The sequence below is a fragment of the Xanthomonas sp. D-36-1 genome, from assembly GCF_017746155.1.
Classification (GTDB): Bacteria; Pseudomonadota; Gammaproteobacteria; order Xanthomonadales; family Xanthomonadaceae; genus Xanthomonas; species Xanthomonas cissicola.
This window is the reverse complement of the sequence record NZ_JAGHWR010000065.1, coordinates 1-14,944: the sequence shown is the minus strand read 5'-3', so window position 1 is coordinate 14,944 and position 14,944 is coordinate 1. Positions and strand designations below refer to the sequence as shown.

The 14,944-nt window shown below is 50.2% G+C and carries 14 protein-coding genes; 6 read left to right on the top strand and 8 right to left on the bottom strand.

Annotation, left to right across the window (positions count from 1 at the left end; all coding sequences use genetic code 11):
- The first annotated feature begins 379 nt into the window (after positions 1–379).
- Entirely contained in the window at positions 380–1,195 is an 816-nt protein-coding gene (locus tag J7367_RS16980; RefSeq protein ID WP_209028956.1) for a DUF6216 family protein, read from the top strand.
- A gap of 72 nt (positions 1,196–1,267) precedes the next feature.
- Here J7367_RS16980 and J7367_RS16975 read toward each other — a convergent pair whose 3' ends face one another.
- The 4 genes from J7367_RS16975 to J7367_RS16960 form a co-directional block, all read right to left on the bottom strand.
- Positions 1,268–1,981 (bottom strand): hypothetical protein, encoded by a 714-nt coding sequence (locus J7367_RS16975; protein WP_238535220.1) that lies wholly within the window; start codon positions 1,979–1,981, stop codon positions 1,268–1,270.
- An 11-nt stretch (positions 1,982–1,992) separates the two neighbouring features.
- Positions 1,993–2,889, bottom strand: a complete 897-nt coding sequence (locus tag J7367_RS22345; protein WP_238535219.1) for a hypothetical protein — start codon at positions 2,887–2,889, stop codon at positions 1,993–1,995.
- Positions 2,876–3,919, bottom strand: coding sequence for a Fic family protein (locus J7367_RS16965; RefSeq protein WP_176215057.1), 1,044 nt, complete (start codon positions 3,917–3,919; stop codon positions 2,876–2,878). The genes J7367_RS22345 and J7367_RS16965 overlap by 14 nt, the downstream gene beginning before the upstream one ends.
- A gap of 168 nt (positions 3,920–4,087) precedes the next feature.
- On the bottom strand, positions 4,088–4,384 hold the full coding sequence (locus tag J7367_RS16960; RefSeq protein WP_017171880.1) for a helix-turn-helix transcriptional regulator: 297 nt from the start codon (positions 4,382–4,384) through the stop codon (positions 4,088–4,090).
- 171 nt (positions 4,385–4,555) lie between these two features.
- Between J7367_RS16960 and J7367_RS16955 the strand changes: the two genes are divergently transcribed.
- The 4 genes from J7367_RS16955 (at position 4,556) to J7367_RS22340 (ending at position 7,271) form a co-directional block, all read left to right on the top strand.
- Positions 4,556–4,867 carry a hypothetical protein gene (locus tag J7367_RS16955; protein ID WP_017171879.1) on the top strand — a complete coding sequence of 104 codons (312 nt, stop codon included), beginning with the start codon at positions 4,556–4,558 and terminating at the stop codon, positions 4,865–4,867.
- A gap of 42 nt (positions 4,868–4,909) precedes the next feature.
- Complete coding sequence (locus J7367_RS16950) at positions 4,910–5,302, top strand: hypothetical protein (protein ID WP_057662748.1); 393 nt, start codon at positions 4,910–4,912, stop codon at positions 5,300–5,302.
- Between the two features lie 237 nt (positions 5,303–5,539).
- Positions 5,540–5,764: a hypothetical protein gene (locus J7367_RS16945; protein ID WP_081027918.1), complete on the top strand. Its 225-nt coding sequence runs from the start codon at positions 5,540–5,542 to the stop codon at positions 5,762–5,764.
- Between the two features lie 172 nt (positions 5,765–5,936).
- A complete protein-coding gene (locus J7367_RS22340; RefSeq protein ID WP_244672327.1) occupies positions 5,937–7,271 on the top strand; it encodes a site-specific integrase in 1,335 nt (444 codons plus the stop codon).
- A gap of 22 nt (positions 7,272–7,293) precedes the next feature.
- Here J7367_RS22340 and J7367_RS16935 read toward each other — a convergent pair whose 3' ends face one another.
- The 4 genes from J7367_RS16935 to J7367_RS16920 all read right to left on the bottom strand — a co-directional run bounded on the left by J7367_RS16935 (position 7,294) and on the right by J7367_RS16920 (position 12,802).
- Positions 7,294–7,698 carry an H-NS family nucleoid-associated regulatory protein gene (locus tag J7367_RS16935; RefSeq protein WP_017171897.1) on the bottom strand — a complete coding sequence of 135 codons (405 nt, stop codon included), beginning with the start codon at positions 7,696–7,698 and terminating at the stop codon, positions 7,294–7,296.
- 102 nt (positions 7,699–7,800) lie between these two features.
- Complete coding sequence (locus tag J7367_RS16930) at positions 7,801–10,854, bottom strand: N-6 DNA methylase (RefSeq protein WP_057662746.1); 3,054 nt, start codon at positions 10,852–10,854, stop codon at positions 7,801–7,803.
- Positions 10,854–12,599 carry an N-6 DNA methylase gene (locus tag J7367_RS16925; protein ID WP_057662744.1) on the bottom strand — a complete coding sequence of 582 codons (1,746 nt, stop codon included), beginning with the start codon at positions 12,597–12,599 and terminating at the stop codon, positions 10,854–10,856. The genes J7367_RS16930 and J7367_RS16925 overlap by 1 nt, the downstream gene beginning before the upstream one ends.
- A gap of 8 nt (positions 12,600–12,607) precedes the next feature.
- Positions 12,608–12,802 (bottom strand): hypothetical protein, encoded by a 195-nt coding sequence (locus tag J7367_RS16920; protein WP_050989359.1) that lies wholly within the window; start codon positions 12,800–12,802, stop codon positions 12,608–12,610.
- 353 nt (positions 12,803–13,155) lie between these two features.
- Here J7367_RS16920 and J7367_RS16915 point away from each other — a divergent pair, with 353 nt between their 5' ends.
- A complete protein-coding gene (locus tag J7367_RS16915; protein ID WP_057662741.1) occupies positions 13,156–14,670 on the top strand; it encodes a DUF6538 domain-containing protein in 1,515 nt (504 codons plus the stop codon).
- The last annotated feature ends 274 nt before the right edge of the window (positions 14,671–14,944 follow it).

Sequence of the window (14,944 nt, the reverse complement as noted above, 5' to 3'; positions counted from 1 at the left end):
GCTAAACTTTCTTTTGTCCAGATCAAACCACTCGACCCGTTTTTGAGAGATAAATCACGGGGTTTTGGTCATTTCTAAGCAGAGCTTCTAGGCCAACTCGATGCGCAAGCAGCGGCTTTTCATCGCGAAAGCGGTGCCCACGGTTTTTGCGGAGCAAACAACCATATGTGGGCCCTTGACCTTCTCTTTTTTAGGTATTTGTCCTAGGGAATATTAGGTGTGAATTTAAAACATATTTCACAGGGCGCAGATGGGCAGCGTCCAAGATTAAATAAACATGAACAAAACCTGTACGGACCAGGTATAATGTGATCCCAATTGCCGCAATCAAACGGCAAACAAAGACCGCCAATCACAACCAGAAGGCAGCTACAAAAAAATGGAATGGCTTAAATTTTTAACAGGCGAGATCGCTGCTGGCTCTATCATTGCTTTTCTTTCGGCAGCCGTCTTTGCGTGCTGGCGCTCGGGCTCTCTCCATCCCATCAACACCCGTGTGCTGCGATTATTTATCAGCAAAGGCGACATTGAAGACGAAGTCATTCGGAAGAATTTGGCGGATCACTCCGCACTCGCTGGATTTCGAATGGCACATCAAATTCGCGTCCAAACGCTTAAAGACGCTAAGGCTCTCATCGGCTTTTCGGATTTGCACAATATTCCACTAAAACTCATTGGGCATGCCGGCTGGGCATTTGACCTCAAAAGCCATGTCATCCACCCGAAGCGAGTTCACTCTAAGTGGTGGGTGATTCTTCCATTCATCCCTCTCGCAGCATCGATTTTTCTTGCTGTCGTCTTGGGTGTGATTGCAACAAAAGATAGCTTATTGGTTAGCTTGAAAGAAACAGGGACCGATTTATATATTTCAGAAAATGAGGCAAAAACGACAGGGCTTTTTTCAATCAGGAGCGACACTTTAACTATCGAACAGTGCAAAAACACTGCCGACAAACAAGTCATCCCGCCCACATTCGACCCGAGAGATCTTAAAATCCTTTGCGAGGTATGGAGAGACCCTATCCTTAAATCACATTTAGCGAAAGAAGTGCCTAAGCAAAAACGTGCGTCACTGTTTGCCTTCCCGGTCTTGCTATGGTGCGCTTGGCTCTTCTATACCATATGCAGAGAGTTGATCTCTGCAAATAAACTGAAAGACCTTCTTGAAGAACGCCAGCTAGGCACCAGCCAGTAGAAACATAGCGGCACTTGCATTGAAGCAAATAGATGAGGAGGGCTCCCCCTCCTCATCTATACACAAGCTTTTTTATTCAATAGGTCTTGGAGATGGACGCTGATACTTTGAGAATGTCTTATAAAGCGAGGCTGCACGCTCATCGGCAACAACATTTTCAACCGTGCTCAATCCACGCCGAGCAATTTCGCCGGACGCTTTACTGTCGCCTATGATGTAAGCCAGTCGCAAGTAAGCAAGACTATCGACGAGATTTTTGTTCTCGCCATCGCTTGCATAGACATCTGACAACCCATAATAAGCATAAAGATTCCCGGCAACTGCTGCTCGCCGTAAAATATCGATGCCATTGTAAAATGGGCCATTCAGTGCAGTTTTCTTTCCATAAATGACTGTGGCTGCTTGGTTGCCCGCCTGCGACTCTGCTTTCAATTGATCCAAACTCAGAGTTTCCAATCTGGCCAATTCTGCTTCAGTGGGATAGCCATGCGAAAAAAGCCACTTCGCTTCGGCTTCTGAGTTGGCGACAAAGGGACCACTGATCTTGCAGCCATTTACACCATTCTTGCACATGTATTCTTGTGCATCTTGCACGCCACTTAGTGCAGTGGTATTGCCTGTCTTTGGAGTTGCATTTGCCGCTGCGCTTTGATCATTATCAACGGTTGTGGGCGTTTCAGACTGTGCTCTCGCAGCATCTTCATTTGCAGCGGGCTTATCGGTCTTTCCACAGGCGGCAAGCGCAATAGAAAGTGTTGCCATGCATAAAATAAATTTTGCTTTCATAGTGCCACCCATTATAGACTGCATTGGTTTTCCTGAAAACTTGTCCACCATCTCGAACAAGCCGCGTCGGCTGTTGTCACTCGCCACTTCGTCCCAATCGAGTTGTCTAAACTCCCCGAACTAACAACCTCCCCAGGAATATACCTCTCAATATTGACGGCATAACGTTTAGCCCAATCGATAAAAAATTGAACGAAGCTCATCTGGTCATCGGCCTCAATGTCAAGTGCCTTCATGATCTCAAAGCAATAATACTCTGGCACAGTTAACTGGCCCGCGATACGATATTTATTTGACTCCGTGCTCTCATAATCGCATATTATTTTCAGATCGTCTCGAAAGATCTTGGTGGCTTCTTTTAAAGGCAACCCAAGTTTTGTAAAGTTCTCGGTTTGCTTGTTTAGCGTAAAATCCATGAGCCAAGCGGCTGTCGCATTGGGGGCAGCTGTCGTCCCGTTAGGGCCGAACGCTCTGCCCTGCGAATAGCCAATTGCCATTAAAAGCGTAGATTTCCCGTTAATGCTCGCGCCAGGTAATTTATCTTGGGCATAGGTTGCGCCTGCTGGAAGTGGTATCGGGTTCGGACACATCTGAGGTTTTTGATTTTTAAGGTTATTGCAAATCACCTCAGGATCCCCATTGTTGCCACCACCGCCGCCATCACCACCACCACCACCGTCACCCGGATCTGGATAGTAAGGCGGTGGCGGATTTTCAATCGGTGGCGGGATGTAGGGAGGCGGGACTTCGACAGGCGGCATCGTCGTGGTCCCGTCGGTATCGGAGGCTGATGCCAAGGGCGACAACACGCTTGCTGCACCAGCCAAGATCAATGTCAGATAAATGGTTCGCCTAATCGCAGCTTTGAGCTGCTTTGGCTTGCCGTCCTGCGCTTCATTCACTTTCATAACTATCCTTATTAATAGAGCGATCAATTCCGATGATCAGGATTTCAAGCTCGGCCGAGTAAAATATCCCCTGTTCCTGTTCTAAAAGCGCCGGTAGACGCCCCATAATTTTTGCAGCAAGCGCTGGACTGCATGCATTTTTGCCAGCACTAAGCGTTTCTACGGATACATATCCGTATGAAAGAAGTGACCACAGCGCTCTCGGATCTAAACCAGCTGTTGCTAAGTCAGAAATCTTTTGCAAGATCAATTTGATTTGATCCAACCACGCTTCTGAATTACTGAGATCTTGGCTTGTTGCCGTCAAGGATGCCTGCATCCAGGTTTGACCCGTTCGCTGTTTGGCAAAGGTCAGACAGTGAGCAATGTATAGTGGATAGAGGTTTCGATAGCGTCCCGCAAGATTAATCAAGAGGGTGCGGGTCACCCGTCCATTAGTATCACTAAGTGGATGGATGCAGATCATCTGATACGCAATGGCTTCGAAAAATGCGCAGTTGATTGGCTGGGCGATCTTTCCTTGTAGCAAATCTTCGAGGTTTCTCAGAAGATAAGGCAGTTGATCTGCCTGCGGTAAAACAAGCCACGCTTCTGACGGTTTCTTTCCACCGACCCATGCATTATCTGTGCGGCTTCTGACTTGGCTATTGCCTAAATTTTTGGCCAAATTTAAGGACCAGTTTAAAATACCATGCGTATCTGGAAATCCTGCTTTAAGGGATGCATTGATGGCTGACGCCGCTTGGCGACTCGCCCTCAAATCAGGAATGGCAGAGAACTTCCAACTCCCTCTGCATACGTGAACTAGCCTGGAAGATAGGGCTGAAAGGTAACTGATGCATTGAGCATCTGACTCAAACCGTTGGTAATCCCCTATTTTCTCATAGGTTCGAAGTGGCGGCTCTAACAACGCTGGCGTATATACCGAAAACGATGCATCGAGCCAAACAGAAGCATTAGGCGCATCGCGTCGTCCTGGAAGTGGCGCAAAAGCCAAATCAAGGGGCGCTAACTCAAAATTTCCATCCATAAAATTTCGACGCACTGACAGAGCCCAAGCAACATGCCCTGACAACTATGTCAAAGCAAGGCAAAAATCGAAGATGAAGTGACGCGCGTCACATAAATGGTGGAAATCTGATAATTATCAGAAAACCCCTACATCGATCACGTCTTTCACCGACAAACTTTGTGCCAGTTAACGCACTCGATTGGTCTTAGAGCGTGACTTGATGTCAGTCAAGAGCGCGTGCTGTTCTTTGGCAGGAAGCTGCGTGAACTCCTGGATGAGTTCTGCCAGTTCGTCTGTCTCTGCATAAAGGTAGGCAAGCGAGACCCCAAGAGCGTCAGCCATCTTCTGGGCGGTCTCACTGTCGCATTCGTGCACTGCCCGCTCGTATCGATTGATTCGAACGCCTGCGACATCTTCTGGTAGTCCCATGAGCACTCCTAAGGCCTTTTGGCTGAGCCGAAGTGTCTTCCTCCGCTTCTTCATACGAGCGGCGAAGACGACACGAACACTGCGGGCGTTGGGAGAAGTCATGCCCCAAGGATGAACGTAAGCTACGTTGCTCGTAAATTACGTTGCCCGTATCTTACGTTTAGCGTATCTTTTGCTTCGTTGCAACCCTTGTGGTTGCACCCACCCAAGGCAAAGGACCCAACCATGTCGAAGCGTCGTGTCGCACTCATCATCCTGCTCATCGCGGGGCTGGCAGGCTGCTCAGGAGGCGGCCCGGCTCAGACGGAGAGAGAGCATGCGTTCTTGCAATATGTAAAAGACAACGGCAGTGACGACGCCCGGATTGAAGACTTCAAAAGCGGCAAATGCACGAAGGCAGAAGGCGCTCCGAGCTATGTCTGTGACGTAAGTGCAGAAGTCACAGCCATGGGCCGAAGGTTTGGCCATGAGATGGATGGTGTCTACACCTTTTCCGAAATTGGCGGAGTTTGGAAGGTCACTGGCCGCATCCAGTAATCCTCTTCTCATTGGTATCCCCTCCCCCGCTTTGGAACTTCGATGACGATCTGGACTTTCCTCCTTCTCGTGTTGGTTGGTGGTGCCCTTTTTATTGTGATTGGATCTGTGGTGGCCTTGAAGCTGCATGGTGAGCGTGCGGCCTTCAAAGAAAATTATCAGCGATTCCATTTTAGTAAACGCACCGCCATTGCCTTTTCCACAGCTCGCTCATCCATTAAATTTAAAATGGGTAGCGCTTCAAAAGCTTATCAGCTTTCGGATGTTCGCTCATGGGATAAACATTGGCATCGCTCAAAGCATGAGGGAACGATTACTGTGAATGTCCGGGACATCGACCACCCGAATTGGACGATTAATTTTAAAAATGAGCGAGAGATGGACAAGTGGTATGAACTCATTCGACAAGCCGTCAATGAGGGCTTGAAGCTCTAAATATGGATTGACGCATCAAGAAGTTGGCCCCAGTCGGGGCCTTTCTTTGCGCAATCGGAAGCAGCTTCAAGAAATTGATAAAGAGATCGCGGGGTATCCAAGATCTGAAAGCTCCGTAAAGGGCCGTAAATGACACCTGTTTCATAAGAATCAGGTCGGGCGCGCTGCTTCCCGGCGATTCGTATACTTGCTCATGAATCACCTTGACTGAAGTTGATTCCCGATTATAAAAGTGGCATGGGTAAAAAAACAACATCGACTGATTACCAGCTCGCCGAGCCTCTTCTTGATGAAGAAGAGCGCGCGTTCCGCACTAAAATGGTAGAAACAACTTATCAAGTCCTTAAAGCCAACAAGGTCCGCCCGCCTAAGCGCGTGAAGCACCTCTCCCAACTCCATGTCGACGGTCTAATTACCGATAAAGAGCTAAGCGCGCTCTTGAACGCTCTCACTTCAAAGTGATTGAACAGCGCAACAAAACTAACCCACTTATATAACATTGTTCGCGACTCCTTACACTGCTGGGGACCTTCGATTTAGCGCAACAAAACAAACTGCATCAAAAATAGTATTTTCGACATGGGTATTGACAGCCATCTGCTCGACGTTAGTGTCGGATGCAGAAGGAAACTCCATGCCCGATCATACAAAACAAAGCACATCTTGCAGATGCATCATTAGAAACTTGCCCCTCGGAAATACCGTCATCGGTGAGATTATTGTCGAGGGGGTAGATGCAGCCCAGTGTTTTGACAAAGTCCTGAAAACACTCACTCGAAGAGCTAGGCACAGAAAGTCCGACCACATCGAAGAAAAGCCAACTCTCAAAGTGCGCATGCTTTCGGATGAGATCACGGGATATATCTCCGATCTGAAACGGGAAAAAATGACGCTCACACACATTCAATCCAATGAGCAAACGCTTGGTGTCATGCTTGCGGCCATTGGCGATAAACAAATAGCGTCAGTCACAGGCACCGATATTCGTGCCGCGTTGGACAGCTATAAATTCTGGCCCAACAATGCCAGGCGAAAAAAAGCTTACAAAGATTTAAGCTTCCACGAAATTCTGGAAATAGGAAGAAAGGAAAAGCATTCATCTATAAATGCTGCAACCTACAACAATCATGTTAAGCGGATTAATGCCTTTTTCAATATGCAGCTTGATGCCGAACACATTGAACGCTCACCCGCGAAAGGCATTGCTGTTGAGGTGGATACCTCGACATTGGTCAAAAATCGCCGGCCCCTCAACAGAGATGACCTCGCCCGCATTTTCGAATTAGAGCCTTACGCCGATTGGAGCAAAGACATGCCGCATCGATGGTGGGCACCTATGATTGCTCTATACAGCGGCGCCAGAGCAGGAGAAATTGCACAACTCAAAATCTCAGACATTGTCACCATCGACGGCATTTCTTGTTTTTGTTTCCGCGTAACGACGAAAGATCAGCGCATTAAAAATGCTTCATCAATCCGAGTCATCCCTATTGCTCAACCGCTTCTCGACGTCGGCATTCTTACTTACGTCAATGAGGTCAAATCCACGGGGCAAGACCGCTTATTCCCGCATCTGCCGCTTACAATTTCAGTCTACGATGGCGAGGCATACATGAAGGGTTACGGGAGCGCGATGGTTCAACAGTTTGGCCGATATCTGAAAAAACGAGGATTTAAGACGGGCATCGGATCTCATATTTTCCGACACACCTTCGCCACAAATTTGACTCGTGAGAAAGTTGGAGCCGTTCAAATCGCGGCGTTGACCGGACACAAGGTGATCGGTTCTGCGTCAGAAAGTGTTCTGGTTCCGGGCTTGCAGTCGTATATTGATCGGAACGAATGCCCGCCTGAGTTACGCACGTGTGCGGAGACACTTGCCAAGTTCAATCCCGGCATTGAGATCCCGATCTATACGCCAGGGCAATTCGAAAAAGCGCTATCCAACAAAAAACGCTTCAAAAAATAGCCCCGCGATGCGGGGCTCTTCGTTATCCCGGAAACTTCGGGAATTTTTCGTCCGGATGCTTTGCCTTCCATTCTTTATAAGCCGCCGATCCCTCGTAAGCTGCAAAAGCACGTGGGGTCCTACCACGACCAGACCAGGTTTCTTGCGTGTGGGGAAGCCAATACTTGGGAGCCACTTCCTTACGAGTGCCGGCTGCTTTCTTCGGACGGCCAGGTCCGCCAAAAGAAGCTCCAACCTGAGCTGCGAGATCTGCTTTCTGCTTGGCAGTAAAGTGCTGGCCGAAGCGGCTCAGCAGATCTGACACTTGCTGGAAAGCGTTCGATGCCTCTTCCTCCAACAGGTTGGCTTCTTGTTCTTCCAGCTTTCTCAGCTCTTCCGCGAGCTTGGCTTTGGCCGATGCAATGGAATCGAGTGTTGCCTTATTCATACTAACTGGCTTCCTTAATAAGTAGCGAGAAAATATTTTATTGATAGAAGAATGGAAAATCTGGTCTTAAAGACGCACAGACATAACGCAAAATTGGGCGATTTAGGAAGGCACTTCCACGCTTGATATGACCTTCATGTCCTCCGAAGAAAAACCGAAAACAGACGTAAGTTCAGCTTCTATCTTGGCAACAAGGGCAAGCGCATTCCGCCTATGAAGGGTTTTTTTCGAGGGTATCCGCGCCTCTGAAACAGCTTTTTTTGCGGCAATTAATGATGTCACCATCTCCTCGATCGCTAATTGCTTACTTGCCTCAGGAACAGGGACCGGCAGGTGCCCAATAAATTGTTTTCCATGCGAATAATAGCCTCCGGCAAACACGCTTGTATGATTCCTGATAATAGCTTCGCTAAATGGATGATGAAGCACAGCCATTAGATATTTATTACTCACTCCGCTGCCGGCCAGTGCTCTTAGCATATAATACGGGCCGTTCCCCCCTCCTGTTGCCACTACATTTTCTCTATCATACGCATATCGTGCTTCTTTCGACAATGCGGGCAATACGATTTTTTCAGAATCAAATTTTGATAGACTTTGGGAGCGACCGAACTGATAGAATTGCTGCTCTCCTACGCGACCACCGGAGATATGCCTGCGTTCCAAATCCGTTCTCCTGGCAGATAAATAAGCAAAGCATTTTGGAAAATGCAACTGCATTTGATCAGGTTGAATAAGTTCCGCCACCTTCTTTCCCGCCGCATTAAATTTGATCACATATGGAAAAATCATCCATTTATTAGCGACAATTTCTTCATAAGAACCTAACGATGCGTCCATGATACACGGACGGCATATCCCTCGCTCAATTGGCCAGACCTTGTCCGACCAATTTAGAGCAAGATCACCAGGATCATCCGAAGAACTGTCAAAGATGTAAGCTTCGTCCAAGCTTGTTTGAACTCCCACGAAGATCTCTGCAACTTGACTGAGTTGTTGCGGATGAGCGGTCCGCATTTTAGCGATTAAACTCGTGAATTCTACCGAAGCAAACTGCCACGCGTCAGCACCTATTGTGTCAGCATCTAAAACCGACACCGCTCCTGGCTGTCCGTAGCGCCACTTCTCCAATGGTCCTGGCTGCTCCAATCTTACGTCTCCTGTCCCCCTCCGACTCAAAACAAGAATGCACGTGTAGTTTGAGCTATTGGCGAAAACCTGTTTAACTCCAAAATGCACAATTTCTTCTAACATCTTAGGGCGAGCTATCAACTCCCTCAGCGCACGCCCAGCTTGGATGGTCATGAATTTATGAGGGGTGATAACGCCAATTCGCCCTCCCGCCCCAAGTAACATGATTGATCGCTCGATAAAAAGAGCATACTTGTCGAAATTGTCATGTTTTGCAGTAAGATAGGGAGAATTCTTATCTTGATAATAAGCAACCTCCTCTGCTGAGTATGTCGCCATACTTTGGATGCGGATATAGGGTGGATTTCCAACGACGACATCAAAGCCACCCCGGCCCATCTCATTCGGAAACTCGTGACCCCAATCGAAGGGGCGAATCTTCTCCAATAGTGGACCGGTCATAGGCGGTTTCGCTTTCTCCCACTCTACTTGGCTGACTAAACTGTTGCCTGACTTTACGATTTCATCTAGCGATGGAAGCGGCTTTTTTTTGAATACGGAAGAAAAATGCGAAAGGGTTGAATGAGTTTCACGCTCTACCAGCTTAAGCAGCAAGCTAAGCTGTGCAACTTCGACGGCGCTTGCATCAATATCTACTCCTCGAACATGGGTTAAAAGAATCCGTCGCTTCTCCGCGAAGGTTAAATACCATTGCCCTGAGCCGCCATCAAAAATGCGGGTTCCAATATGGGTAGAACGTGCATTAGCGAGATACCACGACAGGTAATAATCCATCAACCGCTCATAAAGCGATAACAAAAATACCCCAGAGCCGCAACATATATCAATAACGGTAAGCGCTTCCACCTGGGAAGGGTTCTTTCCCTCCAGCAATGGCGACAAGGATTTCGCGACTATCAAATCTACTATGTATGCCGGAGTAGGATATACGCCATCACCCTCCCTAACCTCCGGACGATTGACGATAGAAACAACCCCTGCATCTACTTGTATCTCGTCACCCAAGAATTGTTCGTAGATTTCGCCAAGAACGTGTGTATCGACGACAGCGAATGTATACGGGCTTTTGGGGTAATAGAGATCCTCGAAGATGGCCTGCAAGACGTCATCACTAACTTTGATGCCAAGCTTCTCTTCATCGAGCAATCTGAATAAACCGGAATTATAAAAGGAATCTGCACGCCGCAGATCATCCATGAATAAATTAAATGTATTGCGACCTCTTAGATTTTCGTAGGCCTCAATATCCCGATCTTCGCAAATACGCAAAAACATAATCCGCGAGAGGAATATCTGCACTGCGTAAGTCAATTCAGCTGTGCAAAGACCCGTGTTCTGGTGAATATCTGCGGCGAGCATTTTCCGCCATTTCCTCACTTGGCGTAGGAATAGATCGTCAAATCGCTCGCCAGTGCCCTTTTTAGCGGGGACGGCGAACTGCCTATCGAACTCTCCTAAGTAGACCGAATGTCGAGATAAAATTGGCCATAATGCCTCAAATTTATCAACGAACTCGGTATAGCTCACGAGCAAAATGCGCGCGTGACTTGCTTCATCGTTTTGGTCAGGCGCATGTGTCGTGTCGTAGACCGCAAGACGATAGAAGTTGGTTAGGACTGAAATCGAAAAGCCAGCGGAAAACCCATATCGCCTCAACTGAAATGCAGCGTCTCTGTTAGTCTCAATGGGGACACTTGGCTTCTTAGCTTCCACAAAGAATTTTCTTTGTCCTGCAAGCCGCATCTCGTAGTCTGGACGCTTATTGAGCTTTTCTCCAACTTCGACGGTAGCTTCTTCCACCACGTCTCTTAGGAGTGAGCTCTGTCCATCCGAGTTGTGAACATCCCAACCAAAGGCCACAAGCAGCGGCGTTATGAAGTCAGTTCTTGCTTGTGTCTCGTTATACCCCTTATCCAGCCTCTCAGCCTCGTTGCTTTTGAACAAAGCAACGAGATCGGCAACGCGCGCTTTCGCAGTTTCACGCACATCAATGCAATCATTCATCAGTTAGGCTCCGTCAAACTACGCCTACCGCCTCTCTTTCGAGCCATACGGCGATCTCGCATCTTGAACCAAATGTCGCGAAGCGCAGTGCACTCAGGCTTCGAAAGCCCCATATGACCCATAAGGACAATTCGGGCATTTTGTTCCAGAACCTCATCCAATCGTCCGGCTCGCATTAAACGATCACACTCAACGAGAGGTAGCGCTCCATTCAGAACAGCAGGCATCAAAAGTCGCTCGGCTTCGGTTGGTTCAAGCTCAAGAACGCCGCCGCCATAGCTTCGTCCTTCAATTTCAGCAGACGCGGCTGTTAACCAAGAGTATGTGTTGGCCACTACTCGTTCGGGCGAAGAGCGCTTAGCCCTGAGACGATGGATTGTGTCAGTGGAAGTAGCCCCTGCCTCGTTGAGCACAACACGTGGGAAGTCGTAAATCTGACGGAAGAGAAAACCATCGGGAATCCAGACAGAAGGAACTTCATACCAAGGTTTCCGGATGGAACACTTGTAGCCCAGATGGACTTCCTGTTGCTCACCAAATTCCACGTAACGCTTCAACGCAGGAGACAGCTTCGCTCCTTGCAGTCGTTTGAGATCCAACAAATGGACACGCCCACCGGTCTCAGACATAGCATTCCAGTCTGCCTGACGCACAGTGGTCCCCTTCAAATGAGCTGAGCGCGATACCAGAGGCGATGTGTAGCCTTCGAGTCCGAACTCCTCCACCTGCTCCGTCGTGAGCACAAAGAACTCATTTCGCCCAGTCACCACGCCAACATCTATACTTGCGTGAGATGAAAGGGATGTTGCTTCACCCGATTCTCTAACAGCACGCATCAGAGAAATCTCTTTTTGAGTTAAAAAGTATTTTAGCCACTTCTCACTGTCGTGCTGAATAATTTTCGGCTTAGCAGATGCAAGAACCGCTTGGGGGGTGCGCTGGATAATTTCACCTACAGTTTGAGCTTCTGTCATCGCCACCCGACAACGATTTGCGTTAGATGCTTGGGAAAGGCAACCATCCGCCAGAAGTAGAACAACTTCCTGCTCAGCCTTTTCAAAAAAAAGCTCGTTGCATGCTACGACGTCGATACGCTCGAAACGGTCAGTGAGGAACGACCTTAATTGTGCGGCGTAGGTTACCTGTAAAATTTCGGCAGGCAGCACCAACCCGAGGCACCCACCTGGCCGAAGACTGGCAGCAGCGGCCACCACAAAGGGAACCCACATGTTGGTAAGTTTGTTCGGCACCAAGCCTTCGCTGGACATCAATGCCATGGCGAGCGAGCGATGAGGCTCAGGAAAGGTTTGATACCGAATGAAAGGCGGATTGCCAATCACGGCGTCGTAGCTTTCTACTACATGCTTCTGGCGCCAAGAGAAGAAGTCAGAGTTATGAACTATTTTTTCTGCGCCATTCCCAACAAGTGCTCGCAAACTATCGCACGCAGCGTCAGCTTGGTCTGCCATGATCTCGACACCGGTGAGGCGTGCGCAGATGCTGTTTTTTGCTGCACCGAGCTCGCTAAATCGAAGCGCGGCTGCTCGCAAAAAGGCGCCGTCGCCACTGCTTGGTTCTAGAACTTTGTCCTTAGATGTTCTTATGGCCCATGCGCAAATCCATGAAGCCACCTCGGACGAAGTGTAATATCCACCCCTCAATTTATCGCGACTTAAATTAGTGAAACGTCCTCCACTTGCTCGCAGTGGCGCTCGCACCGGATCATTTTTTGCTCTACTTGGCATTGGTGACTTCAGGAAATTTTAGAAAGGAGCGGCCATTGCTCTGCTACATATTTTTCGCTTGCATCGCGGATTACCCAGGCCAGGGAAACCTTTTTTTGCGCTGCGATCTGCTCTAAGTGGCGGTAAAGATCAGGAGGAAAGCTCACAGAGGCCCGTAAAGATTGGTCATTCTTGCTTCGTTCATCTGATGCCTCTGCGATCATTTCCTTTGCCTCCCAAGATGCCGATGCACCACTTTACACCAGGGTGGTGCAGCCTTGGTTGAAGCAGCAGAAATTGTGGAGAGTGCCAATCTCAGGGATTGCGATTTATCACGAGAGCCGGCCTTCCTGTTCGGTAGCAGGTGCTTGGCAACTTACCTTTGCGGACGTTAGAATGAGCGGACACCAACAAGGACAAGCGTCCGGTTCGTGTCCAGGTTTGAGATCAAGGGGTTAGAGCGGATTCATCCGTCTCCCCCTCTCTCCGCCAGAATACGCAAACCCCTGAGAAATCAGGGGTTTTTTGTTAGCGTAAAAACTGGCTACAGCTGCGCAAGTCGGAACACGCGACGCCCATGCGCATTCCTCATCATCTCGTTCGAGCCCCCTCCGGCCTCTGGTCCTACCGCCAGCGTGTCCCGGTCGATTTGCAGCCCATCGTGGGTCGCCAGACCTTCAAACGCACCCTGCACACTTACGACATGCGCGAGGCAAGGCTGCGCGCGCTGACGCTGGCCGCCCGCTATGCTCAGGTCTTCATTGTGTTGAGGGACCGACGCATGCAAAGCCAAGACGACGACCTGGACGCGCTTCTGGCGCGCCTGACTGGCACTCAACGCCCGCAGGAGCTGACCTTGAATCGGACGCGCTCGGCGGATGGGTCGATCACCGAGCAATGGCAGATCGACACCCCGGAGGACGTGACACTCTTCCAGCAACTGATGGCGCTCACAGCCCCGCAGCCCAGCGCGCTGGGGGAGCTGATTCGACAGCAAGTGCCGCCCCTCCCCACGCCAAGGCGGGTAACCAAATCCGCTCTCGCTCTCGAATCAATCACGCTGGGCAAGGCCCGAGACGCTTGGTTGAACAGCCTCAAAGCCAGCACTTTGCCCAAGACCTGGACCATCAAGCGGACCGCTGTCGAACTGCTGACCAGCTTCCTAGGTGAGAAGACCAAGCTGCACACGGTCACCCGCTCAGACCTGGCCCGGTGGTATCAGGACATGCGCGACAAAGGTGCCTCCACTCCGACGCTAACCAACAAGCAGAGCTACATCGGCGGCAAGGGCGGGTTCTTCGAGTGGGCCCAAGCGTCCGGCCACTACCCCCGGGGCGACAACCCCGCGTCCGGGCACGTGAGCTACTCCACCCGCGAGAAGCGGGCCCGGCGGAAGTTCGGGTTTAAAGCTTACGACGCCCACCAGGTCCAGGCCTTGTTCGCGCCGGCCGCCTTCGAAGCATTGCCCTTGGCAGCGCGATGGGCCTCCCTCCTAGGGCTGTTTACCGGCGCCCGCGCCTCGGAGGTCGGCCAACTTCTGACCGCCGACGTGGTCGAGGACGGCGGCATCCCTTGCATCCAGATTTCGGATGAGGGCGAGTATCAAAAGGTGAAGACAGACGTAAGCTTGAGGACGGTGCCTATCCATCCCGACCTGCTGGCCCTTGGTTTCCTGGACTGGGTCCAGCAGGCGCGAGACCAAGGTCAGGAGCGCTTGTTCCCGGCGGCCAAAGCCGATGCCAAGAACGGCCAGGGGAACTGGATCTCCAAAGCCTTCAGCCGGCACCTGACCGAGGTGGGCAAGAACTGGCCCACGGCCAAGCGCGGCTTCCACTCGCTCCGCAAAACCCTGATCCAAGAGCTGCAGGGCGCGGGCGTGGTGTCCGAGCTCCGGGCTCAGTTAGTCGGCCACGAGTTGGACGACGAGCACCACGTGACCTACAGCCGAGCCTTTACCCCCAAGGAGAAGCTGGACGGACTCCGGGGTGTGTCGCCGGGGCTAGCCGTGCTTGCTTATGGGCTAAATATATCGGCCCTTCGCGCTCTGATGGCCCCGCAGTCCAGCTCCTCAAAGCAACGAAAGGCTGGTTGATGAGCATTGCTCCGCACGAGGCACGTGTGGCCATTCTTCTGGACTGCAATATCGTCAACCCGAAGATCATGGGGCGCACCCTTCTCATGGGCGCATAGATCGGCCGCATGGTCGTATAAACTCAGGCCAACTTAGGGAAGGTCTGAACAACGAGACCTGACAGGGCGGAAGGTGGCGTCGTTCCGAAGAGTGGCTTTTGGAACTTCGGAATTTCGCCATTTCTGGCGCTTTCCGCGGGAATTTCCCGGTTCACAGACGCACGCTCCCCATCGCC